Source organism: bacterium, assembly GCA_021157605.1.
In the GTDB taxonomy this organism is placed as follows: Bacteria; Patescibacteriota; UBA1384; order JAGGWG01; family JAGGWG01; genus JAGGWG01.
In genome coordinates, this window is the sequence record JAGGWG010000021.1 from 1 (window position 1) to 24,876 (window position 24,876).

Genomic DNA, 24,876 nt, shown 5'->3' on the forward strand with positions numbered 1-24,876 from the left:
ATCCAGCTTTCTAGTGGGAAATATATCTTAAAGTTTAAAAAACCCGGCTACAAGGCAAATGATATGCCCCTTACCATTCATTCTTTAGCTACCCTAGGAGAAGTAAAGGTGAGGATGGAGAAGGTGGAAGGGTAAGAGAAGCAAAAAGCTTCTCCATCTTGGAGAAGCTTTAAGCGTTGAGTTGTTTCATGGTTTCCAGAGGTAAGATTGATTCCGGCTTCGCCACAATACCCAATTATTATTTCCAAAGCAGTATACGCCATAGGGAAGTTTCATATTATCAAGTATCAAGGTTTCCCCATTGCGCCATAAGATAAGTGGGGTTTGTGTTGCAGAGCCGGTCCATATAGAATTGTACCAAAGCACCCAGCCGTTTTGGTTGAGACAGGGATTGTATCCTGAACCTAGGGTAGTTACTTTCCCATTTTTATACATATAGATTGTACCTTTTTCTGTTCCGAAAATATCGCCTATAGGCCACTCTTTGTGCCATACAACTGTGCCCATCTCATTTATAATAGGATCTGATTCTTCAGATGCTTGGTCGCTGATCTTCATAATTTTGCCTTCATTATAGAGCATTACTGTGTATTGGGCCGGGGTGTTTTGGTTTGGTTTAGTTATTTCTTTGCGTATCCAAACTACCTGTCCCTTGCTGTTTGCTGAATAATTGTGGTTGATAGAAAAGTTTGAAGTGATATGGTGCCATGCCTCAGTGTTTGGCGTCCAATATACAATCTGTGAAGTCAATTTTTTCCCTGGGTAGGGTTTGCCTATAAGAAGGGTGTTTTCTGAAGATTCAGGTGCGGGCCAATTGCGTTCTTGAAAATCGATCCAATAGATTCTCGTGTTTTGCGAGTTTGTTCCTATCGCTAATGTCGGGGCAGCACCTGGACCGCTATTTTCGTATTCCCATACACCTCCTGTGGGGGAAACGATAGTGATAGAACAGAATACAGCGAGAGGGGTAGAAGAGTGGACTATAGAAATCCATCCCGAGTCAGAAAGGGAAAATGATACAATATCGGGGGTGACCGAAAAGACTCTAAACTTTTTTAGTTCTCTTCTGTTCCACACAAAAATATCTTTGTCTATGACTAGAGCTATTTCTCCTTTGCTGTTAAAATCAACAGCTTTCACATACTGGTTGAGTGTGAGTCTTTGGGGTTGTCCTTCTTTCCAGAGCCAGAGGTCCCTAAGATCTACCCCCATTTCAGGGTGGGAGTAGACAGAGTAGACTATTTCTCCTTGTTGGGTGATCCCATAAATCCGAGAAAAGGAGGGGATATTTATTTCTGTTTTTTCTGCTTCTGAGATTCCGACACAGATGAACACCAAAAAGAGAATGCGGCGCACCATTTTTTATACCTCCTTTGTTAAGGTTCTTTTTAATAATTAGTATGTTTATTAAATCTTCAGAAGTCAATTTTTGAAAATATAAAGAAGGACTAAAAATAAAATACTAAAAGGCCCCTCTATTTTAGAGAGGCCTAAAGAAATCAAATTATTTACGGCTTCCAAATGTAAATTTCGGAGTTATCAATACCATTATCCCAGACAATTATGTTTTGGTCATTAATAAAGTATGAATCGGGTTGGCAGTTGTCAATAACTTTTTTCATTGTTTCGTGCCAGATATAGATTTTTCCGGGGGTGCCGCCATAGTAATCTGTCCATACTACCCAGCCATTATTGTTGATAACTGGGTTGCGGCCAGCACCAAGAGGGAGAATTTCCCCTTCCCGATAAAGATAAACTACTCCTTCAGCGGGGTTGTGCCAGACAATTTCTCCGCGGTTGTTTATTTTTGGTTGGGACCAGCCTGTCGCCTGATCGTTGATTTCTCTTTTTCTTCTCCCGTTCCCGTCCCAAAGCATAATTCGGGCATTGGCAATTTTGAGATTATAAGGAGAGTAAGGGCCTTCTATCTCTGTCCACACTATCCAGCCGTTGTCATTAATGTCAGGGTGGAGATTGGTTGAGTGGTTTTGGGTGATAAATCTCCAACCTTGCTCCTCAAGATCGAGGGTGATGATTTGGGGATAGATCTCAGGTAAGGCTTTAGTTAGAAATAACTGGATTTCAGATGTTTTTTGAGGAGGTTGGTTTGGGTTAGTAGAAAAAGATGTCCAGACAATGGTGTCGCTTTTTAGAGCAAATCTGTCTTCTCCAGGCTGTTGGTTAACAAAGAAGTATTGTGTCCCCCGAGGAGAGATAAGACCCATGGTTGAGGTACGCTCTAGAATATTTTCGTCAATCTGCATTGTTTGTGAATATAAAAGATAGACTATCCATCCCGAAGCGCTTATCGACATATGGGAGACAGGTCCATTTATTGTGATAATAGGTTTCATTTCTGAAGAATCTCGAGAAAATTCTTTAATTATGGTAGAGTTTCCTTCTATTCTTTCACACCAAAGAATCCGTGGTCTGAAGGGATCAATTTTCCCTAAAAAGATGTGGTCAGATATATGGATTGTTTCTTTATCCAAACCACAGTACAAAACCAGGGCTTTGCTCTCGCCTAAATCTTGAATAACAAGAACCTGTTCCTTATTAATATCTTGGAGCGACATCCCTGTTCCGTAGATAACAGGAAGTTTGGCGAACGAGCCCAGCAAAACAGCAGTCAAAATATAAGACATTTTCCTTCCTCCTTTTTAAGGAACTCAGATCTGTTTTTAAAATGGTTTATTTTTTGCCAAAAGTCAATTATTGCCTTTTTGTGGGTGAGAACAAAGAATTTTTAAAGGGTTGACAGATAGAAAATAAGGCGTTAATATTATTTTTGCTTGCTTTTTAATCAGGCAAGTGTTAGAGTTATCTTAAATTGGCTTCTGTATTTATTTTTGTTCAAAAACTAAGTTTAAGATTATGGCAGAGAAAAAATTCGAACGGAAAAAGCCCCACATCAATGTGGGAACTATTGGTCACGTTGACCATGGTAAAACCACTCTTACAGCAGCTATTTTGAAAACTTGTAAGGCTCAAGGGTGGTATGCTGAAGAGAGAAGCGTGGATCAAATTGACAATGCTCCTGAGGAAAAAGAAAGAGGAGTGACCATTAATTTGGCTCACGTTGAGTATGAAACTGAAAAATATCACGTTGCCCATATTGATGCTCCGGGTCACGCTGATTACGTTAAAAATATGATTACTGGGGCAGCCCAGATGGATGTAGCTATTTTGGTTGTTTCTGCTCCTGACGGTCCTATGCCTCAGACTAGAGAACACATTCTTTTAGCCAAACAGGTTGGGGTAAAGAATATGATTGTTTTTCTTAACAAGATTGACCAAGTGGATGATGAAGAGTTAGTGGGTTTAGTTGAAGAGGAAGTCAAAGATCTTTTGAAAAAATATGAGTATGATCCAGCCAAAATCCCCTTTGTTAGAGGCAGTGCTCTAAAAGCTTTAGAAGCTGATGGCAAAGGAGACGATGCCAAGCCTATTATTGAGCTTTTGGGCAAAATTGATGAAACCCCTGAACCCAAACGCGATGCTGATAAGCCATTCTTGATGCCTGTTGAGGATGTTTTCTCTATTTCTGGACGAGGTACTGTTGCTACCGGAAGAGTTGAAAGAGGTAAACTCACCCTTAATGAAGAGGTGGAGTTGGTTGGTTTAGGGGAAACCAAGAAGACAGTTATTACTGGAATTGAAATGTTCCGCAAGAGTATGGACGAATGTCAAGCTGGTGATAATGTAGGTTTACTACTTAGGGGCGTAGAAAAAGATGAGATAGAAAGAGGTCAGGTTATCGCCAAACCGGGTTCAATTACACCTCACACTGAGTTTGAAGCTGAAATCTATATTTTGACCAAGGAGGAAGGTGGACGCCATACTCCATTTATGCAAGGGTATAAACCTCAATTTTATATCCGCACTGCTGATGTTACTGGCGAAATTGAGCTACCTAAAGATGTCGAAATGGTGATGCCCGGAGATACAATAAAGGTGAATGTTAAATTGCAGAAACCCGTAGCTTTAGAAGAGAAGATGCGCTTTGCCTTACGGGAAGGTGGCAAGACTGTAGGCGCAGGTGTAGTAGTTAAGATCACCAAATAAGAAAGAGATGTGGAAAGTATAGAGAGCGCCCCATAAAGGGGCGCTCTTATAGAACCTTGCTAAGGATGTTTAATTAACAAGCAGAAATGCCCAAGAAAAGCCAACGAATCAGGATCAAGCTTAAAGCATACGATGCTCGTGTTTTAGACAAAACTGTTGAAACCATCATTAAAACAGCTGAGGAAACAGGCTCTATTGTTGTCGGTCCGATTCCTTTGCCTTGTGAGCGTCGCCTTTATACGGTTCAGCGTTCAAGCTTTATTAAAAAAGATTCCCGAGAGCAGTTTGAAATGAGAGTTCATAAACGCTTGATTGAGATTAAAAACCCCACAGCCAAGACACTGGATGCCCTTTCAGGTTTAGAGATTCCTTCAGGGGTAGAAATCGAAATTAAAATGTAAATTTAAATCAAGTTTAAAAATGGAGACAAATAACAAAAATTGGAGAGAGATTCCTTGAGGCGGAAAGTATGGTGATTGATTAGGCCGCCTCGAGGGCGGCTTTTTTCAATTATAAGGAAGATTTATGAAATTAGCAGTTGGAGTCAAAAAAGGGATGACGCAGATTTTGAAGGGGTCGATAGCGATCCCGGTTACGGTAGTGGAGATTTATCCTAATGTGATTGTAGGTATAAGAGAAAAAGATAAAGATGGCTACAGCGCTATTCAGCTTGCTTATGGTCGACCAAAGGATAAGAAAAAGGTTAAAAAAGCGATTTGGGGACAGGTTAAAAAGGTTCTTAAAGATAAAATTCAGGATAAAATTAGAGAGTTTAGAGTTGAAATAGCAGAGAAAATAAATCTTAAAGTAGGTGATACTCTAGGTGCAGACGTTTTTCAAAAAGGAGACAAAGTGGCAGTGCAAGGTTTTAGCAAAGGTGCTGGTTTTCAAGGGGTGATAAAGAGGCATGGTTTTCGTCGCGGTCCTGAAAGTCATGGCTCTGGTCATCATCGTAAGCCGGGAGCTATTGGTATGTGTTCTTTCCCTGCCAGAGTATTTAAAGGCAAAAAAATGCCCGGCAGAATGGGATCAAGAAAGGTAACTATTAAAAATTTAGAAGTAGTAGAGGTCGATAAAGAAAGAAATCTGTTATTTTTGAAAGGAGCAGTCCCGGGAGCCAAAGGCAATTTTATAGCCATTAAAGGAGAAATAAGAAAGTAAAATGCCAAAAAAGAAAGTTTTAATTCCTGTTTTAGATAAAAAAGGCAAAAAGATCAGCCAAGTAGATTTGCCTGACTTTTTGCTTAGTATTAATGTCAGTCCTATTTTGATTCAACAGGTACTTCAAGCCCAGCTTTCAAATCGCATCAAACCTGCTCACACTAAGGGCAGAGGTGAAGTTAGGGGTGGAGGCAGAAAGCCTTGGCGGCAGAAAGGGTTAGGTCGAGCCAGACACGGATCAATCCGTTCCCCTATTTGGAAAGGTGGTGGAGTAGTCTTTGGTCCATTAAAAACAGGCAAGAGACGCAAAAAAGTTAATAAAAAGATGCGCCAGAGGGCAATTTGGCAGGTTTTAAAGGACAAGATAACTGAGTCTTCGCTATTTTTGGTAGAAAAATTTGATGACACTCAAAAGACTAAAAAAGCCAAAGAAATTATTGAAAAAATGCCAGTAAAAGGTAAAACATTATTAGTTTTTGCGAACGCTGAAAAAGATTTAAGTCTTGGTTTTAGAAATTTAGCGCACACTAAAGTTATATTAGCTAACAATATAAACCTTTATGATCTGCTCAAGTATCCTTACGTGATTTTTACAAAAAAGGGTTGGGAGTTTATTCTTCAGTTATGGAGTAGCAAAAAAACTAAAAGTAAAAAATGAAAGCAGAGGATATTATTAAAAAACCTGTTTTAACTGAAAAAAGCCTGCAGTTGGCTGAAAAAGGATGGTTTACTTTTCTTGTAGATAAAAAAGCTTCAAAAGGCCAGATTAAGCAGGCAATTGAAAATCTCTTTAAGGTTGAAGTAGCAGAGGTGCGGGTTCTTAATGTTTCTGGCAAGCCAAAACGTTGGGGAAGGTTTTTTGGTCGCACCCAAAACAAAAGAAAAGCATTAGTAAAGCTTACCAAAGGCAAGATAGATATTTTTAAAGTGAAATAAATGTTTTTATGGCTAAAAAGAAAACAGCAGTAAAAAAGGTGAAAAAGCTGAAGCCCACATCTCCGGGTTTGCGTTTTGCTGAATATGAAGACAGGAGCGATCTTAACAAGGTTAAAACACCCAAAAAATTGCTCAAGCCGCGAGTAGAAAAAGCAGGGCGGAGTCGGGGCAAAATTTCTGTTAGGCACAGAGGCGGAGGAGTAAAAAGAATGTTGCGTGAAATAGATTTTAAAAGAACAAAGTTTTTGGGTCAGGAAGCAGAGGTGGTAGATATCCAGTATGATCCTAATCGCTCTGCTAATATTGCTTTAATAAAATATCCCCAAGGGATTCTTTCTTTTGTATTGGCTCCCGCAGGTCTTAAAAGAGGAGACAAGATAGTTTGTGATAAAAAGGCAGAGGTTAAAACAGGCAATAGAATGCAGTTAAAAAATATCCCTTTGGGCACCCAGGTTTACAATATTGAGATAAGACCTGAACAGGGAGGCAAGTTGGTTCGTTCTGCTGGTGCTGTTGCTATAATAGAGGCTAAAGAAGGTAAGTATGTGCAGTTGAGATTTCCTTCCAAAGAAAGACGCTTGATTTTGGCCTTTTGTTTCGCTACTATAGGTCAGGTTTCCAATCCTGCTCATAAATTGCTTAAAGTAGGTAAAGCCGGAAGAAAAAGACGCAAAGGCATTCGGCCTACAGTTAGAGGTTCAGCTATGCATCCGGCAGCTCATCCCCATGGTGGCGGTGAAGGTCGGGCTTCAGTTGGTTTGAAGTATCCAAAAACACCTTGGGGCAAACCAGCTTATGGAGTTAAAACTCGCAAGAAAAAGAAATATTCTGATGGCTTGATTATAGAGAGAAGGAAAAAATAATTAGCTTATGTCGCGATCACTAAAAAAAGGACCTTACGTTAATCAAAAACTGCTCAAAAAAATTAAAGCCCTAAAAAAGGGTGCTAAAACTGTAATCAAAACTTGGGATAGAAGCTGTATGATAACCCCTGAAATGGTAGGTTTTACTATTGGTGTTCATAATGGAAAAGAGCATATACCAGTATTTATCACTGAAGAGATGGTTGGTCATCGTTTAGGTGAATTTTCGCCTACGCGTAAATTTATTCGTCATGGAGGCAGGATGGCACGCGAACAAGAAAAAGCCAGCCAAGCTAAAGCCCAAGCTAAACTTAAGGAAGAATAAATATGGCTAAAGAAGAGAGAGTTGCTAAGGCAGAGTTGAAATTTTTGCGAGTTTCACCCAAAAAGGTGAGAACGGTTTTGCCTAAATTAAAAGATAAATCTGCTCAAGAGGCATTGCAGTATCTTAAGTTTATACCCAAAAAATTTAGCCGGGAATTGGCAAAATTAATTCAGTCAGCTATAAGCAATGCTGAGAATAAAGGGTTTGATAAGGAGAAGATGGTGATAAAAGAATTTGTTTGCAATAAAGGTCCAAGGTTAAAACGATTCCGTCCGGGACATCGGGGTATGGCTTTTCCTTATACCCGCAAGCTTTGTCACCTAAAAGTTGTTTTGGAAGAGGTAAAAGATAAAAAAACAGGAGATAAAAAGAGGAGAAAAACTAAAAGTAAAAAGTATGGCCAGAAAAGCTAATCCAGTGGCAGTAAGATTGGGGTTTAATCGAGATTGGGAATCTCATTGGTTTGTGTCCAAAAGTGCAGATTATGTTAAATATCTCCATCAGGATTTTAAAATCCGAAGTTTGATTTTTAAGGAATTGCGGCATGCTGGGGTAGCGAGCGTAGAGATTTTTAGAGACAGGGGGAATGTTTTGGTAGAGATTTATACTTCTCGCCCCGGTGTGGTGATTGGCCGCGGAGGCGAAGGAACTAAACGTTTGATTAAGGTTTTGCAAAAGGAGTTGGGAGGTCAAAGGGTAGATTTAGCTATTAAAGAGGTTGCCGAGCCATATACTTGGGCAAAGTTAGTAGCTGATCAGATAGCTTACCAGTTGGAGAAAAGAATCTCGCATCGGCGGGCAATGCATCAGGCTATAGAAGAAGTTATGAGAAGCAGAAGGGTGAAGGGAATAAAAATTAGAGTTTCTGGCAGACTTGGTGGTCAGGAGATAGCACGGAGTGAGTTGCTTTACGAAGGCAGTGTGCCTACAGCTACTATAAAAGCAGATATTGATTATGCTTTGGTTGAATCCCAGACAAAATACGGAAAAATAGGAGTTAAAGTCTGGATTAATAGAGGTGAGAAGCGTCGTTTTCGCGTTAAGGTGAGAAAACAAACTGAGTTTTAATTATGCTTTTGCCTAAAAAGATGAAGTATCGCAAGTACCAAAGAGGAAAGATTAAAAAAGTCGCTCAACGCGGCCATAATTTAGCTTTTGGTGATTTTGGCTTAAAGGCATTAACTGGGGGATGGGTGACAGCAAGGGAGATTGAAGCGGCCCGGCGGGCGATTACCCGTTATTTTAAGAGAGGTGGTCAGATTTGGATCCGTGTTTTTCCTGATAAACCTATTACTAAAAAACCTACTGAGGCGAGAATGGGTAAAGGTAAAGGAGATATAGATCATTTTGTAGCTGTAGTTGAGGCAGGAAGAATTTTGTTTGAAGTAGCTGGGATAGGCAAAAAAGCAGCTTTTGAAGGTTTGCGTTTAGCGCAAGGGAAAATTTCAGTAAAAACTAAAATTATTGAGAAAAATGAAGCGTAAAGAGCAATTAAAAAAATACCTAAAAATGAGTTTAGTTTCCCTTATCAAAGAAGAGGGCAAATTGAGGAAAAAGATTTTTGATACCAAAACCAAGTTAGTTTTGGGTAAGCTTAAAAATACTGCCCAGATAAGTATCTTGCGTAAAGAGTTGGCGAGACTAAAAACAATAATTAGGCAGAAAGCAGAAGAGGAAGTTAAGGAAAAAAAGAAAAAAGCAAAAAAGGCAACGAAATAAAAATTAAGCAATAAATATGGTTAATAAGAAGAAAGTGGCTGAAAAGAAAACAGAACAAAAAACAACCCAGATCAAAGGAACCCGCATCAGAGGGGTGGTTGTTAGTGATAAAATGGATAAGACGATTGTGGTTAAGGTGGATAGATTAGTGCGCCATCCTTTATACCAAAAAACATACCGGCGCTCCAAAAAGATAAAAGCTCATGATCCAGAGAACAAAGCCAAGATCGGTGATTTGGTAGAAATTGTGTCTTCTCGGCCGTTTAGTAAAGAAAAACATTTTTGTTTGTTGAAAATAATTAAAGAAAAACTAAGTTAAACATATGATTCAGCAGTATAGCCGACTTAAGGTAGCAGACAACACAGGAGCTTTAGAATTGCAGGTGATTTCAGTTTTAGGTTTTTCTAAAAAAAGATATGCGCAGATAGGGGATATTGTTTCAGCTTCAGTAAAAAAGACCACAACTCAAAGTCAAATTAAAAAAGGCAAAGTAGTTAAAGCTTTGATTGTTAGACAGAGTAAGGAGTGGCGGCGCAAGGACGGCAGTTATGTACGTTTTGATGATAACGCGGCTGTGATTTTAAATGATGAGCTTAAAGACATTAAAGGAACTCGTATTTTTGGGCCTATACCTAGAGAAATTCGCAACACCAAATACAAAAAAATAATTTCATTAGCAAAAGAGATAATTTAGGCTTATGAAAATCAAAAAAGGTGACAAAGTGGTAGTCTTAGCCGGCAAGGATAAAGGAAAAACTGGCAATGTTCAAAGGGTTATGCCCAAGAAAGAACAGGCAATTGTAGAGGGAGTTAACCTTTTAAAGAGACATACAAAGCCTTCGCAGAAACATCCTAAAGGTGGGGTTATTACTTTTCCAGCTCCCATTCATTTAAGCAATCTGATGGTTGTTTGCCCGAAATGTGATAAGCCTACACGAGTAAGCTACCGCTTTAAACAAGTAAAAGGAGAAAAAAGAAAGGAAAGAGTTTGCCGCCGCTGTGGTGCTTCTCTTGATTTGTCAATAGAAAAGAAGTAGAATAAACCCTGTTTTTATGGAAAAGAAAACATATTTAGAAAAAATGTATGAAAAAATTAAGCCAGAGTTGGTCCAGATTTTAAATATCAAAAATTCTTTCCGTCTGCCTCGTTTGCAAAAAGCAGTAGTTAATGTGGGTTTATCTGATAATCGTTTTGAGCCCCAGAAAGTAGAAGAGATAAAAAAGAATATAAATTTAATTTTAGGTCAGACTCCTGCGGAATCTAAAGCCAAAAAATCAATTGCCGGTTTTAAGGTGAGAGAGGGTCAGGTGGTTGGTTTTTTTGCCACTTTAAGAGGTAAAAAGATGTATGCTTTTTTGGATAAATTGTTTAACATAGTTTTGCCCCGGCAGAGAGATTTCCGTGGGGTAAGAGAGTCTTGTTTAGACAAAGAAGGAATACTGCATATAGGGTTAGAGGATTACACTCTTTTTCCTGATATATCACCAGAAGAGGTCAAAACTGCCAGTGGTTTGTCTGTTGATATAGTTACCACTGCTGCAAACAGAAAGGAAGCAAAAGTACTTTTTGAAAAGTTGGGTATTGTTTTTGAAAGTGAGGAAGCGCGGCGAATGCGCGAAGAAGCAGCACAGAAGGCTAAAGAAGAAGCAAAGATTAGGGCGGAGAAGATAAGAATTTACAAACAGCAAGCTAAAGAGGTAACTGCGGAAGAGGCCAAAGAAGAAAGTAAAACTGAAGAATAAATATGGCAAAAAAATCTTGGCGAGTTAAAGCAGAAAAAAAACCTAAGTATAAAACCAGAAAGGTTAATCGTTGCAAACTTTGTGGCCGTCGACATGGATATATGCGTGATTTTGGTTTGTGCCGAATCTGTTTTAGAGAAAAGGCTGGTCGGGGTGAGATCCCGGGCATAAAAAAAGCTAGTTGGTAAATAAAATTTTCTATGGATCCAATTGCTGATTTTTTGACTAAAATTAGAAACGCAATCTTAAGGCACAAACCTGAGGTGCAGGATAGTTATTCTAATATGAAGTTAGCTATTGCTAAAATTTTGAAAGACAAAGGTTATATTACAAAAGTGAGAAAGTTTTCCAAAGAAGGGAAAGATTTTATAAAGCTTACTTTAGCTTATGATGAGGAAGGCAGACCTTTTCTGCATAGCCTAAAGCGGCTTTCTAAGCCGGGACGCAGGCTTTATGTAGGTTGGCGGGAAATTCCTAAAGTTAAACCATTGGCAGGATATAAAAAAGAGTTGGGAATTGTTATTCTTTTTACTTCGCGCGGAGTAATGACAGGTGAGGAAGCGCGCAAACGCCATTTAGGCGGAGAGTTGGTAGCAGAAATTTATTAAAAATTATGTCTAAAATAGGTAGAAGACCAATTGATTTAACAGATCTGCAAGTCGAATTTAAAGACAGAGTTTTAGCTATTAAGGGTCCTAAAGGTGATCTTACTTTGGATGTTCCTGCTGAGATAGAAGTTGAAATAGATACAAAAGAGAATGAATTGAGAGTTATAAGAAAAAGTAATAGCCGGCAGGCTAAAGCTTTACACGGAACAATTAGGGCTTTAATAAACAATATGGTTAAAGGCGTTAAAGAGGGTTTTAAAAAAGAACTTGTATTTGAAGGAGTGGGATACAAAGCAGAGGTCAAGGGAGATAAACTTATTTTAGATGTTGGTTATTCCCACGATGTGGAGTTTCCTATCCCTGAAGGTATTCAGATATCAGTGGATAAAAATAAGATTACTGTAGAAGGGATTGATAAGCAAAAAGTAGGTCAAATTGCTTACAAAATAAGAGATATTCGTTCCCCTGATTCTTATAAAGGGCAGGGGATTAGATATGCTGATGAAGTATTGTCATTAAAACCGGGCAAAGCAACAGCTAAAGGAACTGAAGAATAAACACCACTATGAAGAGTAAGCTTTTTATGCGCAACAAAAAGAGGGAGATCAGACGTCGCCGCATTAGAAGTAAGATTAAAGGTTCAATTCAGCGGCCGCGGGTTTGTATTTACAAAAGTCTGAAGCATATTTATATTCAATTTATTGATGACAAAAAAGGGCATACTTTGCTTGGTCTTTCAGACGGGCATTTGCCTAAAACCAAGAAAAGTTTGCCCAAATTAAAAAGAGCAGAACTGTTGGCTAAGTTAGCGGCCCAGAAAGCTAAAAAACTTAAAATTAAGTCAGTAGTTTTTGACCGCTCTGGTTATCCTTATAAAGGAATAGTAAAAATAATTGCAGAAAGTTTGCGTAAAGAAGGATTAAAACTTTAAAATGCCTATGTTTAAGAACCAAAACACAAGACGTAATCAGGAATTTGATGAAGAGGTTTTAGAGATCCGCCGAGTGACAAAAGTCACTGAAGGAGGCAAGAATCTTCGTTTTCGAGCCGCACTTGTTTTAGGGGACAGAAAAGGACAAATAGGCTTTGGTGTAGCTAAGGCTTTGGAAGTGCCAAAAGCTTTAGAAAAAGCTCGGCTTCAAGCCAAAAAGAATATGATTAAACTTCCTCTCGTGGAAGATACTATTCCTTTTGAGGTGGAGGTTGATTATAAGCAGACACGGGTTTTTTTGAAGCCTGCTTCTCCGGGTACAGGTCTGATTGTGGGACGTTTAATCCGACCTTTGCTAGAGCTTGCTGGTGTAAGGAATGTTTTATCTAAAGTAAAGGGGTCAAAGAATAAAATTGCCAATGCTTGGGCAGTAATGGAAGCTTATAAGAAGATTATTGAATATCATCGCAAAATTAAACAATCAAAAAAGGAAGCTAAAAAGTAATTATGGTTAATCTTCATAATCTGCCTAAATTAAAGCAAAAAGGGCGTAAAAGAGTAGGCCGCGGGGAGTCCTCTGGAAGAGGTAAGACTTCTGGTCGTGGCCACAAAGGACAGAAATCTCGCAGTGGAAAAGGAATTCCTCGTGGTTTTGAAGGAGGCCAAACTCCGCTCAAACAAAGGTTGCCAAAATTCAAAGGCATTAAGGCGAAAACAAAAAGAAGATTTGCAGTCTTGACCTTGAAAAAGATAGAAGAAAATTTTAGCGCCAATGAAGTAGTTTCTTTAAATTCTTTAAAGAAAAAGGGGCTTATTGCTGAAGATATTTTAAAAGTAAAGCTTATTGGTGATAAAATAGGGAAGAAATTAAAGGTTAAGGATTGTCTGCTTTCTGAAGGAGCAAAGAAAGCGCTTACTAAAGTAAAATAGGTTGTTTTAATTTATGTGGGCAACACTTAAAAAGATTATTGCTCACCCAGATTTAAGGGCAAAAATTATTTATACTTTTTTGCTTTTGGTGTTGGTAAGAGTATTGGCTCATATCCCTTTACCCGGAGTTGATATAGGTACTTTAAAACATTTTTTCTCTCAAAATCAGCTTTTTGGTTTGTTGAATATGTTTTCCGGCGGGACAATGGAAAACTTTTCTATTGTGTTAATGGGTGTAGGTCCTTATATTACGGCTTCAATTATTATTCAGTTATTGACAATGGTAGTGCCTTCACTTGAGGCTTTGAGCAAAGAAGGCGAGTACGGTTATCGAAAAATTAATCAATATACCCGTATTTTTACCGTTCCTTTAGCTGCTCTTCAGTCTTTAGGTATGATTTCTATTTTAAAACAGGGCGTTCAAGGAGTTCAAATTAATATTTCTGGGATGGATCTTTTTTTAGCGATTGTAGTGGTAACCGCTGGTACAATGCTTTTGATGTGGATAGGAGAGTTGATTTCTGAAAACGGGATTGGCAACGGCATTTCTCTTATTATTACATTGGGTATTATTGCTGGTATCCCGGGGATGATTAAAAACACTGCTTTGGTTCTTTTTGGGGAAGGAGCTTGGGATTTTTCTAAAATTATTAGCTTGTTAGTTTTTGTGGCTGTGATTTTAGCTGTTATCTTTATTATTATTTTTTTTCAGGAAGCAGAAAGGCGCATTCCAGTTACTTATACACGGAGAGTAAGGGGGAGGCGTTTAGTAGGGGGAGTAGATACCTATTTGCCTCTTCGCCCGGCTCAAGCCGGAGTAATCCCCATTATTTTCGCTCTTTCTATCTTGCTTTTTCCCTCTTCTATTGCCCAGTTTTTACAGACTGCTCGTTCAGAAGCTGTTGCCAATATAGCTGAAAAAATAAGTGCTTTTTTGGCTAATGATATAACCTATAGCTCCTTGTATTTTCTTTTCACTTTTCTTTTTACCTTTTTCTATACAGGGATAATTTTTAACCCCCAACGAATAGCGGAGAATCTACAAAAACAGGGAGGGTATATATTTGGAGTTAGGCCTGGTAAAGAAACCCAGAACTATTTGGCTGATATTATGTATAAAGTGACTACCATAGGAGCGGTTTTTTTGGCTGTAATTGCGGTTTTGCCTTTTGTTTTAAGAAAAATGACTGGTTTAACCACTATTGCTATAGGAGGTACAGGTCTTTTAATTATGGTTTCAGTGGTTCTGGAAACAAGTGAGCAATTTAAAGCTATGCTTTTAATGCGCCAATATGAAGAGTAAATTTTTGGCTGTTGGACCCAATCCCGGCAAAGATTTAGTGGCCAATGAAGGAGGTGTTTTTTGGGCGCGCTACCCTATAAAATCCCCTCTTATTACTGAAAAAACAGATTTGATAGCAGTTTTAAAGAAAAAGGCAAAACCATTGTTGAAAAAGGGGGATATACTGGCAATTTCAGAAAAGGTAGTGGCTATTTGGCAAAAGAGATCTTGGCCTTTGGGCGAGATTGAACCTTCTTTTTGGGCTAGGTTCTTAAGCCGTTTTGTCACTAAAAGCGACAAGGGAATCGGTATTTCTATACCTGAGACTTTTGAGTTGGCTATTCGCGTAGCTGGTTTGTGGAGGATTATTTTGGCTTCTATCTTTTCGGCTCTAACCAAACCATTAGGTATAAAAGGAGTTTTTTACCGGATTGCCGGACGCCAAGTTGCGATGATTGACGGTCCGGTAGATTATGCTTTGCCTCCATATAATCGTTATGTTTCTTTGGGTCCCAAAGATCCCAATGCAAGCGCTGAATCTATCAGCGAAAAATTAGGTTTTCCTTTAGTGGCTATTGTTGATGCTAATGATTATGGGATTGAAGTTGTGGGAATGAGCAAAAATCTTTTGGTTAACCGCAGAGTAATGGTTCGTCTGCTTAAGGGTTTACTCAAAGATAATCCAATGGGGCAGACAGATGAGCAGACACCTTTTTTAATTTTGCGGAAAATATCTCGCTATAAAAAAGAAACACTAAATCTTGTGTTTTTAGGTGATCCCGGGGCCGGAAAAGGAACTCAAGCGGAGATTTTAAAGCAGAAATATGGTTTTAATCATTTATCACCCGGTGATCTTTTCCGCAGGGAAATGAAAAAGGGTTCGAAAGTAGGGCAGATAATTGCCAGAAGATATAAAAAAGGCGAGCCTCAGCCTAATGAGATAGTCAATCGTTTAGTTTTTAAAAAAGTAGAAGAGATTTTTAAAAAGAACAAACCTAAAGGTATTATTTTTGATATGTATCCCTTTAATCGAGTTCAGGCTCAAGCATTAAGGGGTATAGAAAAGGAATTCCATTTAAGTTATCCCTTAATTTTTTGGTTTAATGTTGATTCTAAAGAAGTAGTAAGACGGCTCAGTAAACGTTTAGTTTGTAGTAGTTGTCAAAAGGTTTTTATGGCTAACAAACTTTCTCAAGGTCTAAAGACTAAAAGGTGTCCTATTTGTAAAGGGCGGTTAGTTCGGCGGGAAGATGATTCTGCAGAAATTATTCGTAAACGAATCGCTTGGTATCAGGATATAAAAAAAGAACTCCGTTCTTTCTATTCTGTCTATCCTTTCTGGTTTGAGATAGATGCCAATCCTTCAGTTGAAAAGGTGGCGCAGCAGATTGAGCAAAAACTAAAACCTCTTTTAAATGTCTAAGCTTAATCCTTCTGAATCAAAAATTCTACGCCAAGGGGGTAAAATATTGGGCAGAATCTTAAAAAGGCTTTTGTATTTAGCTGCTCAAAAGAAAACAGGAGACGAAATTGAGGCAGAAGCTGAAAAATTGATTAAAGACGCCGGTGGTTTTCCTGCTTTTAAAGAAGCAAAAAATGCAAAGGGAGAATTTTATCCTGCGGCTATTTGTCTTTCTCTTAATGAAGAAGTAGTGCACGGGCTTCCTTTTGGTAAAAAAATTTATGCCGGCGATTTGGTTAGTATAGATATAGGTTTGCGCTACAAAGGTTTAGTTACAGATATGGCTTGGACTATTTATGTTGAGGGTAAGGATAAAAAAGTTAAAAGAATGCTTAAATTCAACCAGTTAGCTTTAAAAAGAGCTATCCAAAAAGCGCGTCTGCCTTATTTTGTTGAGGATATATCTTTAGAAATAGAAAGGACAGCTCAGGAAGCAGGAGTGGTTCCTGTAGCTGATTTAACAGGTCATGGTGTTGGCCATTCCTTGCATGAACCGCCAGCAGTTTTTAATATTTTTCCGGGAAAAAGAAAAATTGTTTTAGAGGAGAATAAGGCTTTGGCAATAGAACCTATATTTGCTCTTAAAGAGTATAAGGGGTTGCACACCAAGGGGGGTTGGGGTATAATAGCACCTAAGGGAGTTTTAACTTCCCATTTTGAGGCCACAGTTATAGTTGGTAAAAAGCCGGAGATTATTACTCCTTTGCCTTGACGCTTCTTTTTTTATCTGTTAAAATCTTATCGTTTTTGAAATGAACAAAAAAGAAGAAAAACTGGTTTTGGAAGGAAAAGTTGTTGAAGCTTTGCCTAATGCTACCTTTAAGGTAGAGATTGAAGGCGGGCAGGTAGTTTTAGCTTATCTTTCCGGAAAATTGAGAAAATTCCACATTAAAATTTTAAAAGAAGACCGAGTTTTGGTTGAATTTTCCCCTTATGATTTAGCTAAAGGGAGAATTGTTAGACGTCTGGAGAAAAAATAAGCAAAAACAATGAAAGTTCGCGCCAGTGTCAAGAAAATTTGTGCCAAATGTAAAATAATCCGCCGTTCTAAGCGGGGTAAGTTTTCTAAATCCAAGAAAAAAGTTGTAATGGTAATTTGTCCCAATCCCAAACATAAACAAAGACAAGGTTAAGTAATTATTAATATGCGTATTGCTGGTAAAGATTTGCCCAAAGATAAAAGACTAGAGATAGCTTTGACTTTTATCTATGGCATAGGTCCTTCTTTGGCGCGAGAAATTATTCAGAGTGTGCAAGTTGATCCGGGAAAAAAGATAAAAGAATTAACCCCAGATGAGGAGAAGAAAATCCGTCATTATATAGAGAAAAATCTAAAAATAGAAGCAGACTTAAAGTTAGAGATAGAAAGAAATCTACGTCGCCTGAAAGATATTCGTTGTTATCGGGGAATGCGTCATTTAAGAGGATTACCTGTGCGCGGGCAAAAAACTCGTAAAAATGCGCGGACACGAAAAGGAAAGAAAATTACTGTAGGCAGTGGAAGAAATAAGCCGCCAGCTCCTAAATAGATTTAATTAACCGGTACTATGGGTAAAATGAGAGTAAAACAAGCAAAAAGTGCTAGCGCTGAAGAAAAGCAGTCTCTTTTTGTTAAAAGAATCAAGAAAAAGGTTAATGAAGGCAGTATTTATATCCAAAGTACTTTTAACAACACTATTATTACTTTAACCAATAAGAAAGGTGAGGTAGTTTTTTGGTCATCTGCAGGAAGGTGTGGATTTAAAGGCACCAAAAAAGGTACTCCCTATGCTGCCAGTGTGGTGGCTAATACTGTGGCTGAAGCTGGCAAATCAGTTGGTTTACATAAAGTAAGTATTTTTGTTAAAGGTGTGGGTCAAGGAAGAGATCAGGCATTGCGCACCTTGGTAGCTGCAGGTTTTGAGGTAGAGGAAATTAAGGATTTAACACCTGTGCCTCATAATGGGCCCAGAGCCAAAAAACCTAGACGGGTATAAAAAATCTAATTATAAAAAATGGCAGAAGAAACAACCACAGAAGAAAAAGCAGAAACAACATCAGAAGCTGCTTCCTCTGAAACAAAGGGAGCAGGTTTAAGGTTTATGAAATCAAAGGGTGTTTGCCGTAAATGTCGACGTTTAGGAGTGAAGCTGTTTTTAAAAGGAGAAAAATGCACTTCTGCCAAGTGCCCCTTGATTAAAAGATCTTATGCTCCGGGTCAGCACGGGCAAAAGCAGACAAAAATATCTGATTATGGTCGTCATTTACGCGAAAAACAAAAACTGGTTTTAATCTATAGCTTAAAAGATCGTCAGCTTCGACGTTTGATTTGGAAAGCTAGCCGTAAAAAAGAGAATACAGAAGAGGAAATCATTCAGGCTTTAGAGAGAAGGCTTGATAGCACAATCTATCGCTTAGGTTGGGCACTTTCTCGTCGTCAAGCGCGCAAATTGGTAAATGGAGGTTTTTTCTCTGTTAATGGTCGGCGGATTGACAGGCCGGGTTATTTAGTCAACAAAAAAGACAAAATTTCTCTTTCAGAGAGAGCGAAAAACTCCAAGCTTTTTAAAAACATTATTTTGCCTTATGCCAAAGAGGCAGAAGTACCTGCTTGGCTCAAAAGAAAAGAAACTGAGGCAGAGGTTTTGCGTTTTCCTCAAGCAGAAGAGGCGCAGCTCAATGTTGACCTTTCTTTGGTAATTGAGTTTTATAAAAGATAAAAACTAAGTTTAGTTATGGAAATTTCACTACCTAAAATTGTTCAGGTTAAACAAACTAAAGATTCAGGAGTTTTTGAAATTGCTCCTTTGTTTCCTGGTTATGGGATAACAGTGGCTAATTCTTTACGAAGAGTTCTTCTTTCTTCTTTGGCTGGAGCCGCAGTTGACAGAGTGAAGATAAAAGGGGTAGAGCATGAGTTTTCTACTCTCAAAGGGATGAAAGAAGATGTTTTGACATTTCTTCTCAATTTAAAAAATTTGAGAGTAAAGATTGTTAAAGATGAAGCTGTTTTAACACTTGAAGTTAAGGGGCCCAAAGAAGTCAAGGCTAAAGATATTAAAACTCCAGCAGGGGTAGAGGTAGTTAATCCGGATCTTTATCTAGCCACTCTTAACAAAGAGGGCGAACTAAAGGTTTTAATTTATGTGAAGAAAGGCATTGGTTATATTACCCAAGAAGAAAAAACAGAAGAAGAGAAAGCTAAAGGTGAGAGCCGCGAAATAGGTGTAGTTCTTTTGGATAGTCTTTTTAGTCCAGTGAAAAAAGTTAATTTTGAAATTGAGTATATGCGAGTAGGGCGTAGAACTGATTTTGAAAAAGTTGTTTTAACTGTTGAGACTGACGGCAGTGTTGCTCCCAAAGAAGCAATAAAACAGGCAGCCAAAATTTTAGCTGATCATTTTGCTGTTTTGTCAGACATTAAAAAAGAAGAAAAGGTTTCTGTGGAAGTAGAGGTTGATAAGAAGGAGGAGAAAAAGCAAGCCAAAGAAGATGAAGTAAAAAAGAAGCCTATTGCTGAACTTAATTTTTCTACCCGCACTACCAATGCTCTTTTGGCTAATGGGATAAAGACTGTGGGTGGACTTTTGCGCTACTCAGAGGAGAAAATGAAAGAATTGGAAGGATTGGGCAATAAAGGAGTTAAAGAAATTTTATCTAAACTTAAACGCTTAAAATTACTTAAAGATTAATGAAGTTGTTATGCGTCACCTAAAGAAAAGGTTGAAGTTTTCCCGTCCAGCTAAGGAATCCAAAAGGCTTTTACGCAACCTTTTGGCTAATTTAATTTTGTATGAAAGAATTAAGACTACAGAAGCAAAGGCAAAAAAGGCAAAGGGTTTATTGGATAAGTTAATCAATATCGGCAAAAAGGGTAATCTTTCTGCCTATCGCCAGCTTTTAAAGTTTTTTTACATCAAGGAGCCGGCTAAAAAAATTATTGAAGATTTAGCCAAAAGATATAAAGATGTAAATTCCGGCTACAGCCGCATTATCCGTTTGCAAAGACGGAAAGGAGATGGGGCCGTGGTGGTTATTTGGGAGTTGGTTGAGGCTAAAAAAGAAAAAAAAGTTGCTAAAACCAAAAATAAAACAGCAACAAAAAAGAAGAAGGAAAAGGAAAAAGATAAAGTGGCTTCTTTGCGATCAACAAAAACAAGCAAGAAAACTTCAGCAAATAAAAAGTAGAATATGGTTAAGGAACGTAAAGAAACAAAACATTTTAAAGGTCCAATTGTCAGGAATTGGTATTTGTTTGATGCTTCAGAGTTCTACTTGGGTCGTTTGGCAGCTCAGATAGCGGTTTTTCTTATGGGTAAACATAAGCCTGTATATTCACCCCATTTAGATTTGGGTGATATTGTAGTGGTTATTAATGCGCAAAAAGTGAAAGTAAGCGGCAGGAAGATGGAAGAGAAAAAGTATTTTCGCCATACTGGTTATGTCGGCCATTTGAAAGAAATAAATCTCAAAGAATTGCTAAAAAGGAAACCTGAAGAAGTTATTTTTAGGGCAGTTAAAAATATGTTGCCTAAAAATAGGTTACAGAAGAAAAGATTAAAACGGCTCAAGATTTTTACTTTAGATAACCATCCTTATAAAGAACAAAAAATAGCTGTAATTAAGCCAGAAAAATAAAAAAGATAATGCCTAAAAAAGGGATTAAAGTTACAAAAACTCGTTATGTGGAAGCAATAGGCAGACGCAAAGAAGCAACTGCCAGAGTAAGATTTACTAAAGGTAATGGCAGATTTTTGGTAAATTTGCAAAAAGTGGAGAGTTTTTTTAATGATATTTTTGCCGCTAAAAATTTGATGCTTGCTCCTTTGGTTTTGGTCAAGATGGAAGATAAATTTGATATCTCTGCTAAAGTCAGAGGCGGAGGTAAAAAAGCCCAGATTGAGGCTATAAGGCTGGGTATAGCTCGGGCTCTAGTCAAGATTGATGAAAGCTTAAAACCTACTTTACGTAAAGCTGGGTTTTTGACTCGTGATCCAAGAGAAAAAGAACGCAAAAAATATGGTCTCAAGAGAGCTAGAAGAGCGCCGCAGTGGTCAAAGCGATAGAAAAAGATAAATTATTTTTTATGCTTATTTCTACTTTAGAGAAGATTCCCAACAGGGAAATTGTTGAGGTTTTAGGAATTGTGAAAGGAAATACAGTTAGGGCTCGTTGGTTTGGTGCTGATGTTTGGGCGGGATTGAAGCAGATTGTGGGAGGAGAGATAGGAAGTTATACTTCAATGATTGATCGGGCTCGGGAGGAGGCTTTAAAAAGAATGGCCAAAAAAGCAGAAAAATTAGGTGCCGATGCCGTAGTGGGCGTCAGATTTACCACCTCTTCTATAATGAGTGGAGCGGCAGAGATTTTAGTTTATGGCACAGCGGTGAAGTTGCGGTCCAAATAGAATTTTAAGAGTTGTTTTAAATAATAGAGCGTTTTTTGAGTTCTTTTAAGACTAACTGATGGATTTTTACAGGTGATTGATGGCCGTTTAAGACAACGGCTTTTTTGGGGTTCTTTTTTGCCCAGACAAGGTATCCTTTTCTTACTTTTTGATGAAAATGCATATTTCTGCTTTCAAAACGATCCTTTTTGTCTTTTTTCCGCCTAAAGCCTTCTTTTGGATCAATATCAAGGATAAAGACAATATCTGGTTCTATACCTAATGTGGCAATAGAGTTTATTTTCTCAATAGTTTCTGTTTTTATGCCGCCAGCATAACCCTGATAGCACCAAGTAGAAATTGTGTAACGGTCGCTAATAACTAATTTATTGCTTTTTAGAGCAGGAAGGATTATTTCGGTAATATGCTGGGCCCGGTCAGCGGCAGAAAGCATAAGTTCTGTTATGGTATAAATTTGAAGTTGTTTTTGGTGAAGCAGAATTTTTCTCAGCCTTTTTCCCAAAGGAGTGTCTCCCGGTTCTTTAGTAAATAAAACCTTTAAGCCTTTTTTAGAAAGGTACTGCTTGAGGAGCTGGATTTGAGTGGTTTTCCCGCATCCTTCTATTCCCTCAAAAACAATAAATTTCCCCTTATTTTTCTTTTTTGCCATTGTTTAAACATAGCAATTTAATCTTTTTTTCTCAAGGAAGTTTTGGCAATGTTTACTTGACAAAATATTCATGTAAGAGTATTTTAAGAAAAGTAAGAAAAATAAGAATTATTAAAATGGCTAAACAAAGCAAGGTGTTGGCTAAAATTGTCACTTTGAGCGAAAAAGGTCAATTGGTTATCCCTAAAGTGATACAGGAAAAGATGGGGCTAAAAACAGGGGAGCAAATGATAGTAATGGCTCAATCCAAGGGTTTTTTAATGGTAGCTCCCTTGCGTTTAGCTGAAAAATGGTTGTTAAAGGTTTTAGCAGGAATTTCTGCTTTTAAAAAGATTATCAAGGAAAATGGAAAAGATAATTGAAGTTAAAAATTTAAGCAAACAGTTCAAAAACTTTAAAGCTGTTAAAAATATCTCCTTTGATGTCAAAAAAGGGGAGATATTTGGTTTTTTAGGACCAAATGGAGCTGGAAAATCAACTACTATTAGGGTTCTTACTACTTTGCTTCGTCCTACTTCTGGGACAGTTAAGGTGGGTGGTTTTTCTGTTGATAAAGAGGCGGATAAAGTAAGAGAAAAAATAGGTTTAGTAGCAGAGAAAATTATTCTTTATGATTTACTGACTGCGAGAGAAAATCTTCATTTTTTTGGTCGTCTTTACCGTTTGCAAGCAGACGAATTAAATAAGAGAATTGATTTTTGGTTAAAAGAGTTGGGGATGAAGCGTTGGGAAAATAAATTAGTAGGTTCATTTTCAACCGGGATGAAGCAGAGAGTTAATTTAGCTCGCGCCCTCCTCACTGAGCCGGATGTTCTTTTTTTAGATGAGCCTACATTGGGTTTGGATCCGCAAACAACAAGGCACATCAGAGATTTTATCTTGGCTTTAAACAAAAAAGGGAAAACAATAGTTTTGACTACTCACGATATGCATGAAGCAGAGCTTGTTTGTGATCGGATAGCGATTATAAATAAGGGAGAACTTGTTGCTGTTGATACACTGGAGGGTTTAAAAAAGAGAGTGCCAAAAATTAAAAACCCTTCCTTAGAAGAGATATTTTTAAATTTAACTGGCAAAGAGGTTAATGATTTGCCCAGAGCTAAAGTTGTGGGTTCTTCCCCTCATTTTAGGGGAGTGGTTAGAAAACAAAACCGTATAAGATAATTAAAACTATGTTAAAGTTTTGCCGTGAAGTTTTAGAAATCACTAAAAAGGATCTTAAAGAGCTTTTAAGGGACAGAATACGTCTAATTAGCTTTCTTTTGATGCCTATATTTATGATGACTATTATTGGTTATATATACCCTTCTCAAAATACAGTGCAAGGTATCCCTTTGGCAGTAGCTGACCAAGATAATTCAGAAATCAGTCAAGAGGTGGTCAATCAAATAAAAGAACTACATAATCCTGATAGTCAGCAACCTGTTTTTGAACTTATTTTTAAACAAAACAAAGAGGAGGTTAAAGACGCTATTAAAAAAGGAGATGCTAACGGTGGCTTAATAATTCTTGATGGTTTTGAAGACAAGATAAAAAAAGGAAGCTCAGCGACAATAGTTATAGTCGAGGACGAAGCTAATCCTATAGTCAGCCAAATTGTCTCCCAATTGTTAGATAAGTTTTTGTCCCAGTTGAGTTTAGGTTTTGCCCAGCAAAGAGTCAAGTTGTTGATTGAAAATGTCAATAAGCAGTTTAATGAGTTGCCGCAACATTCCTCTATAGCGCATTTTGGAACTAAGAGCTTTTTTGCTGTTCCTGATCTTAAACCTATCAAGGTCAGTTTTGAAGGGATTGTGGGTGAAGAAAGCAATTATTTTGAATTTATGGCGCCGGGTGTAATGGCAATGGTAATTTTAACCGCTGTTTTAACTGGTTTGGCTAGCTCAATTTCCAGAGAGGAGGAAACAGGCACTATTGACGGGATTATGGTTGCTCCAGTAAGCCGTTTTTCTATTATTGTGGGCAAATCCTTTACTCAAGCCTTAAGAGGTATTGTGCAGGGTTTGATAATTCTAGCTTTATCAATGCTTCTTTTTGGTGTTAAGGTTTATGGCAGCTTTTGGCTTGTTTTGTTTTTAATGTTTTTGGGCATTTTTTCTTTTGTTGGTTTAGGGATTTTGGTTTCAGCTTTTGCCACGCGGCAGGAGACGGCTACTCAACTACTTTTTATGTTTCAGTTGCCGATGATTCTTTTATCAGGCGTGTTTTTTCCGATTCAGCAAATGCCTAAAATAATGCAGTATATATCCAAAGGCATACCTTTTACTTATATGGTTAATGCTTTGCGGCAGGTATTGGTTTTAGGCGCTTCTTTAGGTGATGTTAAAGTTGATATTTTTGTCTTAGCCGGCTTTGGTCTTTTAACTTTATTCATTGCAGTTCCTGTTTTTCGCTGGATAATGACGCGTTAGGGTTTTTAGGGTTGTGAGTTTTTGATTTTGCGCTATACTCAGTTTGATGTCTCGTTTGGAAAGAGTTAATTCTACTTTACAGGCTTTAATCAGCAAGTTTTTAGAAGAGGAGAGGGAAGTTTTTTCTCCTTATTTTTTGACGGTTAAAAAAGTGGAGGCAAGCAAAGATTTAAAAAATGCTAAAGTTTGGATTGCAGTTTTGGGTGATGACTTTTCTGAAGATGAGATTTTGACAAAATTAGAGCTTTTGCGCAGTGATTTGCAAAGTTTTGTAGGTAAAAAGATTACTTTTAAGTTTAACCCCCGCCTAAGTTTTAAGATTGATTATTCTGGTGAAAAAGCCCAGCGGATTGAAGAGATTTTACGCGGTCTTAAAGAGGAATCTTGAAGTTTTTGTTAAAATA

41 protein-coding genes are annotated in these 24,876 nt (G+C 37.9%); 38 read left to right on the forward strand and 3 right to left on the reverse strand.

Going from position 1 to position 24,876, the window contains the following annotated elements:
- Nucleotides 1–186: 186 nt before the first annotated feature.
- Nucleotides 187–1,359, reverse strand: a complete 1,173-nt coding sequence (locus J7K05_02850) for a hypothetical protein (protein ID MCD6195104.1) — start codon at nt 1,357–1,359, stop codon at nt 187–189.
- A gap of 149 nt (nt 1,360–1,508) precedes the next feature.
- Nucleotides 1,509–2,645 carry a hypothetical protein gene (locus tag J7K05_02855; GenBank protein ID MCD6195105.1) on the reverse strand — a complete coding sequence of 379 codons (1,137 nt, stop codon included), beginning with the start codon at nt 2,643–2,645 and terminating at the stop codon, nt 1,509–1,511.
- A gap of 229 nt (nt 2,646–2,874) precedes the next feature.
- Between J7K05_02855 and tuf the strand changes: the two genes are divergently transcribed.
- From tuf to J7K05_03025, 34 genes are all read left to right on the forward strand, one after another.
- The gene (gene tuf, locus J7K05_02860) at nt 2,875–4,065 is read left to right on the forward strand and encodes an elongation factor Tu (GenBank protein MCD6195106.1); all 1,191 of its coding nucleotides are present in this window, start codon (nt 2,875–2,877) and stop codon (nt 4,063–4,065) included.
- 86 nt (nt 4,066–4,151) lie between these two features.
- On the forward strand, nt 4,152–4,466 hold the full coding sequence (rpsJ, locus tag J7K05_02865; GenBank protein ID MCD6195107.1) for a 30S ribosomal protein S10: 315 nt from the start codon (nt 4,152–4,154) through the stop codon (nt 4,464–4,466).
- 124 nt (nt 4,467–4,590) lie between these two features.
- Nucleotides 4,591–5,226: a 50S ribosomal protein L3 gene (gene rplC, locus J7K05_02870; GenBank protein MCD6195108.1), complete on the forward strand. Its 636-nt coding sequence runs from the start codon at nt 4,591–4,593 to the stop codon at nt 5,224–5,226.
- A gap of 1 nt (nt 5,227) precedes the next feature.
- Nucleotides 5,228–5,884 (forward strand): 50S ribosomal protein L4, encoded by a 657-nt coding sequence (gene rplD, locus J7K05_02875; GenBank protein ID MCD6195109.1) that lies wholly within the window; start codon nt 5,228–5,230, stop codon nt 5,882–5,884.
- Nucleotides 5,881–6,162, forward strand: coding sequence for a 50S ribosomal protein L23 (rplW, locus tag J7K05_02880; protein MCD6195110.1), 282 nt, complete (start codon nt 5,881–5,883; stop codon nt 6,160–6,162). The genes rplD and rplW overlap by 4 nt, the downstream gene beginning before the upstream one ends.
- Before the next feature lie 8 nt (nt 6,163–6,170).
- Complete coding sequence (gene rplB, locus J7K05_02885; GenBank protein MCD6195111.1) at nt 6,171–7,025, forward strand: 50S ribosomal protein L2; 855 nt, start codon at nt 6,171–6,173, stop codon at nt 7,023–7,025.
- A 7-nt stretch (nt 7,026–7,032) separates the two neighbouring features.
- Nucleotides 7,033–7,350: a 30S ribosomal protein S19 gene (rpsS, locus tag J7K05_02890; GenBank protein ID MCD6195112.1), complete on the forward strand. Its 318-nt coding sequence runs from the start codon at nt 7,033–7,035 to the stop codon at nt 7,348–7,350.
- Nucleotides 7,351–7,352: 2 nt separating this feature from the next.
- On the forward strand, nt 7,353–7,763 hold the full coding sequence (rplV, locus tag J7K05_02895; protein MCD6195113.1) for a 50S ribosomal protein L22: 411 nt from the start codon (nt 7,353–7,355) through the stop codon (nt 7,761–7,763).
- Complete coding sequence (rpsC, locus tag J7K05_02900) at nt 7,747–8,418, forward strand: 30S ribosomal protein S3 (GenBank protein ID MCD6195114.1); 672 nt, start codon at nt 7,747–7,749, stop codon at nt 8,416–8,418. The genes rplV and rpsC overlap by 17 nt, the downstream gene beginning before the upstream one ends.
- Nucleotides 8,419–8,420: 2 nt before the next feature.
- Nucleotides 8,421–8,834, forward strand: coding sequence for a 50S ribosomal protein L16 (rplP, locus tag J7K05_02905; GenBank protein ID MCD6195115.1), 414 nt, complete (start codon nt 8,421–8,423; stop codon nt 8,832–8,834).
- Nucleotides 8,824–9,069, forward strand: a complete 246-nt coding sequence (rpmC, locus tag J7K05_02910) for a 50S ribosomal protein L29 (protein MCD6195116.1) — start codon at nt 8,824–8,826, stop codon at nt 9,067–9,069. Before rplP ends, rpmC begins: the two co-directional genes overlap by 11 nt.
- Before the next feature lie 16 nt (nt 9,070–9,085).
- Complete coding sequence (rpsQ, locus tag J7K05_02915; GenBank protein MCD6195117.1) at nt 9,086–9,388, forward strand: 30S ribosomal protein S17; 303 nt, start codon at nt 9,086–9,088, stop codon at nt 9,386–9,388.
- A gap of 4 nt (nt 9,389–9,392) precedes the next feature.
- The gene (gene rplN, locus J7K05_02920; GenBank protein MCD6195118.1) at nt 9,393–9,764 is read left to right on the forward strand and encodes a 50S ribosomal protein L14; all 372 of its coding nucleotides are present in this window, start codon (nt 9,393–9,395) and stop codon (nt 9,762–9,764) included.
- A gap of 4 nt (nt 9,765–9,768) precedes the next feature.
- The gene (rplX, locus tag J7K05_02925; protein ID MCD6195119.1) at nt 9,769–10,107 is read left to right on the forward strand and encodes a 50S ribosomal protein L24; all 339 of its coding nucleotides are present in this window, start codon (nt 9,769–9,771) and stop codon (nt 10,105–10,107) included.
- Between the two features lie 16 nt (nt 10,108–10,123).
- Complete coding sequence (rplE, locus tag J7K05_02930) at nt 10,124–10,813, forward strand: 50S ribosomal protein L5 (GenBank protein ID MCD6195120.1); 690 nt, start codon at nt 10,124–10,126, stop codon at nt 10,811–10,813.
- Nucleotides 10,814–10,815: 2 nt separating this feature from the next.
- Nucleotides 10,816–11,001 (forward strand): type Z 30S ribosomal protein S14, encoded by a 186-nt coding sequence (locus tag J7K05_02935; GenBank protein MCD6195121.1) that lies wholly within the window; start codon nt 10,816–10,818, stop codon nt 10,999–11,001.
- A 12-nt stretch (nt 11,002–11,013) separates the two neighbouring features.
- Nucleotides 11,014–11,421, forward strand: coding sequence for a 30S ribosomal protein S8 (gene rpsH / locus J7K05_02940; protein MCD6195122.1), 408 nt, complete (start codon nt 11,014–11,016; stop codon nt 11,419–11,421).
- 5 nt (nt 11,422–11,426) lie between these two features.
- On the forward strand, nt 11,427–11,978 hold the full coding sequence (gene rplF / locus J7K05_02945; protein MCD6195123.1) for a 50S ribosomal protein L6: 552 nt from the start codon (nt 11,427–11,429) through the stop codon (nt 11,976–11,978).
- A gap of 8 nt (nt 11,979–11,986) precedes the next feature.
- The gene (locus J7K05_02950) at nt 11,987–12,352 is read left to right on the forward strand and encodes a 50S ribosomal protein L18 (GenBank protein MCD6195124.1); all 366 of its coding nucleotides are present in this window, start codon (nt 11,987–11,989) and stop codon (nt 12,350–12,352) included.
- Between the two features lie 7 nt (nt 12,353–12,359).
- On the forward strand, nt 12,360–12,857 hold the full coding sequence (rpsE, locus tag J7K05_02955; GenBank protein ID MCD6195125.1) for a 30S ribosomal protein S5: 498 nt from the start codon (nt 12,360–12,362) through the stop codon (nt 12,855–12,857).
- A gap of 2 nt (nt 12,858–12,859) precedes the next feature.
- Entirely contained in the window at nt 12,860–13,282 is a 423-nt protein-coding gene (gene rplO, locus J7K05_02960) for a 50S ribosomal protein L15 (GenBank protein ID MCD6195126.1), read from the forward strand.
- Between the two features lie 13 nt (nt 13,283–13,295).
- Nucleotides 13,296–14,585 carry a preprotein translocase subunit SecY gene (gene secY, locus J7K05_02965; GenBank protein MCD6195127.1) on the forward strand — a complete coding sequence of 430 codons (1,290 nt, stop codon included), beginning with the start codon at nt 13,296–13,298 and terminating at the stop codon, nt 14,583–14,585.
- Entirely contained in the window at nt 14,575–15,987 is a 1,413-nt protein-coding gene (locus tag J7K05_02970) for a nucleoside monophosphate kinase (GenBank protein MCD6195128.1), read from the forward strand. Before secY ends, J7K05_02970 begins: the two co-directional genes overlap by 11 nt.
- Complete coding sequence (locus J7K05_02975; GenBank protein ID MCD6195129.1) at nt 15,980–16,738, forward strand: M24 family metallopeptidase; 759 nt, start codon at nt 15,980–15,982, stop codon at nt 16,736–16,738. Before J7K05_02970 ends, J7K05_02975 begins: the two co-directional genes overlap by 8 nt.
- 40 nt (nt 16,739–16,778) lie before the next feature.
- On the forward strand, nt 16,779–17,006 hold the full coding sequence (infA, locus tag J7K05_02980) for a translation initiation factor IF-1 (protein MCD6195130.1): 228 nt from the start codon (nt 16,779–16,781) through the stop codon (nt 17,004–17,006).
- 9 nt (nt 17,007–17,015) lie between these two features.
- Nucleotides 17,016–17,159: a 50S ribosomal protein L36 gene (rpmJ, locus tag J7K05_02985; protein MCD6195131.1), complete on the forward strand. Its 144-nt coding sequence runs from the start codon at nt 17,016–17,018 to the stop codon at nt 17,157–17,159.
- 12 nt (nt 17,160–17,171) lie between these two features.
- The gene (gene rpsM / locus J7K05_02990; GenBank protein MCD6195132.1) at nt 17,172–17,555 is read left to right on the forward strand and encodes a 30S ribosomal protein S13; all 384 of its coding nucleotides are present in this window, start codon (nt 17,172–17,174) and stop codon (nt 17,553–17,555) included.
- A gap of 18 nt (nt 17,556–17,573) precedes the next feature.
- Entirely contained in the window at nt 17,574–18,002 is a 429-nt protein-coding gene (gene rpsK / locus J7K05_02995) for a 30S ribosomal protein S11 (protein ID MCD6195133.1), read from the forward strand.
- An 18-nt stretch (nt 18,003–18,020) separates the two neighbouring features.
- Complete coding sequence (gene rpsD / locus J7K05_03000) at nt 18,021–18,725, forward strand: 30S ribosomal protein S4 (protein MCD6195134.1); 705 nt, start codon at nt 18,021–18,023, stop codon at nt 18,723–18,725.
- 15 nt (nt 18,726–18,740) lie between these two features.
- The gene (locus tag J7K05_03005; GenBank protein ID MCD6195135.1) at nt 18,741–19,697 is read left to right on the forward strand and encodes a DNA-directed RNA polymerase subunit alpha; all 957 of its coding nucleotides are present in this window, start codon (nt 18,741–18,743) and stop codon (nt 19,695–19,697) included.
- A 10-nt stretch (nt 19,698–19,707) separates the two neighbouring features.
- Nucleotides 19,708–20,193: a 50S ribosomal protein L17 gene (rplQ, locus tag J7K05_03010; GenBank protein ID MCD6195136.1), complete on the forward strand. Its 486-nt coding sequence runs from the start codon at nt 19,708–19,710 to the stop codon at nt 20,191–20,193.
- Between the two features lie 3 nt (nt 20,194–20,196).
- Nucleotides 20,197–20,643 carry a 50S ribosomal protein L13 gene (gene rplM / locus J7K05_03015; protein MCD6195137.1) on the forward strand — a complete coding sequence of 149 codons (447 nt, stop codon included), beginning with the start codon at nt 20,197–20,199 and terminating at the stop codon, nt 20,641–20,643.
- 8 nt (nt 20,644–20,651) lie between these two features.
- Nucleotides 20,652–21,071 (forward strand): 30S ribosomal protein S9, encoded by a 420-nt coding sequence (gene rpsI, locus J7K05_03020; protein MCD6195138.1) that lies wholly within the window; start codon nt 20,652–20,654, stop codon nt 21,069–21,071.
- Nucleotides 21,072–21,091: 20 nt separating this feature from the next.
- Nucleotides 21,092–21,412 carry a YbjQ family protein gene (locus J7K05_03025; GenBank protein MCD6195139.1) on the forward strand — a complete coding sequence of 107 codons (321 nt, stop codon included), beginning with the start codon at nt 21,092–21,094 and terminating at the stop codon, nt 21,410–21,412.
- Nucleotides 21,413–21,428: 16 nt separating this feature from the next.
- On the opposite strand, the gene tmk is transcribed toward J7K05_03025, so the two are convergent.
- A complete protein-coding gene (gene tmk, locus J7K05_03030; protein MCD6195140.1) occupies nt 21,429–22,061 on the reverse strand; it encodes a dTMP kinase in 633 nt (210 codons plus the stop codon).
- A 116-nt stretch (nt 22,062–22,177) separates the two neighbouring features.
- Between tmk and J7K05_03035 the strand changes: the two genes are divergently transcribed.
- Genes J7K05_03035 through rbfA form a run of 4 tightly spaced genes read left to right on the forward strand, consistent with a single transcriptional unit; the run spans nt 22,178 to nt 24,860 of the window.
- Nucleotides 22,178–22,423 (forward strand): AbrB/MazE/SpoVT family DNA-binding domain-containing protein, encoded by a 246-nt coding sequence (locus J7K05_03035; protein MCD6195141.1) that lies wholly within the window; start codon nt 22,178–22,180, stop codon nt 22,421–22,423.
- Nucleotides 22,407–23,225, forward strand: a complete 819-nt coding sequence (locus J7K05_03040; protein ID MCD6195142.1) for an ABC transporter ATP-binding protein — start codon at nt 22,407–22,409, stop codon at nt 23,223–23,225. The genes J7K05_03035 and J7K05_03040 overlap by 17 nt, the downstream gene beginning before the upstream one ends.
- Nucleotides 23,226–23,233: 8 nt before the next feature.
- On the forward strand, nt 23,234–24,472 hold the full coding sequence (locus tag J7K05_03045; protein ID MCD6195143.1) for an ABC transporter permease: 1,239 nt from the start codon (nt 23,234–23,236) through the stop codon (nt 24,470–24,472).
- A 46-nt stretch (nt 24,473–24,518) separates the two neighbouring features.
- Nucleotides 24,519–24,860, forward strand: coding sequence for a 30S ribosome-binding factor RbfA (gene rbfA / locus J7K05_03050; protein ID MCD6195144.1), 342 nt, complete (start codon nt 24,519–24,521; stop codon nt 24,858–24,860).
- Nucleotides 24,861–24,876: the final 16 nt, after the last annotated feature.

Bases quoted from the DNA above. Each gene is read 5' to 3' on its own strand.
- rbfA (MCD6195144.1), top strand. From the start codon at position 24,519: ATGTCTCGTTTGGAAAGAGTTAATTCTACTTTACAGGCTTTAATCAGC.
- rpsI (MCD6195138.1), top strand. From the start codon at position 20,652: ATGCCTAAAAAAGGGATTAAAGTTACAAAAACTCGTTATGTGGAAGCA.
- rpsQ (MCD6195117.1), top strand. From the start codon at position 9,086: ATGGTTAATAAGAAGAAAGTGGCTGAAAAGAAAACAGAACAAAAAACA.
- J7K05_03005 (MCD6195135.1), top strand. From the start codon at position 18,741: ATGGAAATTTCACTACCTAAAATTGTTCAGGTTAAACAAACTAAAGAT.
- rplC (MCD6195108.1), top strand. From the start codon at position 4,591: ATGAAATTAGCAGTTGGAGTCAAAAAAGGGATGACGCAGATTTTGAAG.
- rplX (MCD6195119.1), top strand. From the start codon at position 9,769: ATGAAAATCAAAAAAGGTGACAAAGTGGTAGTCTTAGCCGGCAAGGAT.
- J7K05_02935 (MCD6195121.1), top strand. From the start codon at position 10,816: ATGGCAAAAAAATCTTGGCGAGTTAAAGCAGAAAAAAAACCTAAGTAT.
- J7K05_02970 (MCD6195128.1), top strand. From the start codon at position 14,575: ATGAAGAGTAAATTTTTGGCTGTTGGACCCAATCCCGGCAAAGATTTA.
- rplV (MCD6195113.1), top strand. From the start codon at position 7,353: ATGGCTAAAGAAGAGAGAGTTGCTAAGGCAGAGTTGAAATTTTTGCGA.
- rplD (MCD6195109.1), top strand. From the start codon at position 5,228: ATGCCAAAAAAGAAAGTTTTAATTCCTGTTTTAGATAAAAAAGGCAAA.
- J7K05_03045 (MCD6195143.1), top strand. From the start codon at position 23,234: ATGTTAAAGTTTTGCCGTGAAGTTTTAGAAATCACTAAAAAGGATCTT.
- J7K05_02850 (MCD6195104.1), bottom strand. From the start codon at position 1,359: ATGGTGCGCCGCATTCTCTTTTTGGTGTTCATCTGTGTCGGAATCTCA.
- rpsM (MCD6195132.1), top strand. From the start codon at position 17,172: ATGCGTATTGCTGGTAAAGATTTGCCCAAAGATAAAAGACTAGAGATA.
- tmk (MCD6195140.1), bottom strand. From the start codon at position 22,061: ATGGCAAAAAAGAAAAATAAGGGGAAATTTATTGTTTTTGAGGGAATA.
- J7K05_02950 (MCD6195124.1), top strand. From the start codon at position 11,987: ATGAAGAGTAAGCTTTTTATGCGCAACAAAAAGAGGGAGATCAGACGT.
- tuf (MCD6195106.1), top strand. From the start codon at position 2,875: ATGGCAGAGAAAAAATTCGAACGGAAAAAGCCCCACATCAATGTGGGA.
- rpsD (MCD6195134.1), top strand. From the start codon at position 18,021: ATGGCAGAAGAAACAACCACAGAAGAAAAAGCAGAAACAACATCAGAA.
- J7K05_03035 (MCD6195141.1), top strand. From the start codon at position 22,178: ATGGCTAAACAAAGCAAGGTGTTGGCTAAAATTGTCACTTTGAGCGAA.
- J7K05_02855 (MCD6195105.1), bottom strand. From the start codon at position 2,645: ATGTCTTATATTTTGACTGCTGTTTTGCTGGGCTCGTTCGCCAAACTT.
- rpsE (MCD6195125.1), top strand. From the start codon at position 12,360: ATGTTTAAGAACCAAAACACAAGACGTAATCAGGAATTTGATGAAGAG.
- rplQ (MCD6195136.1), top strand. From the start codon at position 19,708: ATGCGTCACCTAAAGAAAAGGTTGAAGTTTTCCCGTCCAGCTAAGGAA.
- J7K05_03025 (MCD6195139.1), top strand. From the start codon at position 21,092: ATGCTTATTTCTACTTTAGAGAAGATTCCCAACAGGGAAATTGTTGAG.
- rpsJ (MCD6195107.1), top strand. From the start codon at position 4,152: ATGCCCAAGAAAAGCCAACGAATCAGGATCAAGCTTAAAGCATACGAT.
- rpmC (MCD6195116.1), top strand. From the start codon at position 8,824: ATGAAGCGTAAAGAGCAATTAAAAAAATACCTAAAAATGAGTTTAGTT.
- rplE (MCD6195120.1), top strand. From the start codon at position 10,124: ATGGAAAAGAAAACATATTTAGAAAAAATGTATGAAAAAATTAAGCCA.
- rpsS (MCD6195112.1), top strand. From the start codon at position 7,033: ATGTCGCGATCACTAAAAAAAGGACCTTACGTTAATCAAAAACTGCTC.
- secY (MCD6195127.1), top strand. From the start codon at position 13,296: ATGTGGGCAACACTTAAAAAGATTATTGCTCACCCAGATTTAAGGGCA.
- rpmJ (MCD6195131.1), top strand. From the start codon at position 17,016: ATGAAAGTTCGCGCCAGTGTCAAGAAAATTTGTGCCAAATGTAAAATA.
- rplP (MCD6195115.1), top strand. From the start codon at position 8,421: ATGCTTTTGCCTAAAAAGATGAAGTATCGCAAGTACCAAAGAGGAAAG.
- rpsH (MCD6195122.1), top strand. From the start codon at position 11,014: ATGGATCCAATTGCTGATTTTTTGACTAAAATTAGAAACGCAATCTTA.
- rpsK (MCD6195133.1), top strand. From the start codon at position 17,574: ATGGGTAAAATGAGAGTAAAACAAGCAAAAAGTGCTAGCGCTGAAGAA.
- rplN (MCD6195118.1), top strand. From the start codon at position 9,393: ATGATTCAGCAGTATAGCCGACTTAAGGTAGCAGACAACACAGGAGCT.
- rplO (MCD6195126.1), top strand. From the start codon at position 12,860: ATGGTTAATCTTCATAATCTGCCTAAATTAAAGCAAAAAGGGCGTAAA.
- rplW (MCD6195110.1), top strand. From the start codon at position 5,881: ATGAAAGCAGAGGATATTATTAAAAAACCTGTTTTAACTGAAAAAAGC.
- rplM (MCD6195137.1), top strand. From the start codon at position 20,197: ATGGTTAAGGAACGTAAAGAAACAAAACATTTTAAAGGTCCAATTGTC.
- J7K05_03040 (MCD6195142.1), top strand. From the start codon at position 22,407: ATGGAAAAGATAATTGAAGTTAAAAATTTAAGCAAACAGTTCAAAAAC.
- rpsC (MCD6195114.1), top strand. From the start codon at position 7,747: ATGGCCAGAAAAGCTAATCCAGTGGCAGTAAGATTGGGGTTTAATCGA.
- rplF (MCD6195123.1), top strand. From the start codon at position 11,427: ATGTCTAAAATAGGTAGAAGACCAATTGATTTAACAGATCTGCAAGTC.
- rplB (MCD6195111.1), top strand. From the start codon at position 6,171: ATGGCTAAAAAGAAAACAGCAGTAAAAAAGGTGAAAAAGCTGAAGCCC.
- J7K05_02975 (MCD6195129.1), top strand. From the start codon at position 15,980: ATGTCTAAGCTTAATCCTTCTGAATCAAAAATTCTACGCCAAGGGGGT.
- infA (MCD6195130.1), top strand. From the start codon at position 16,779: ATGAACAAAAAAGAAGAAAAACTGGTTTTGGAAGGAAAAGTTGTTGAA.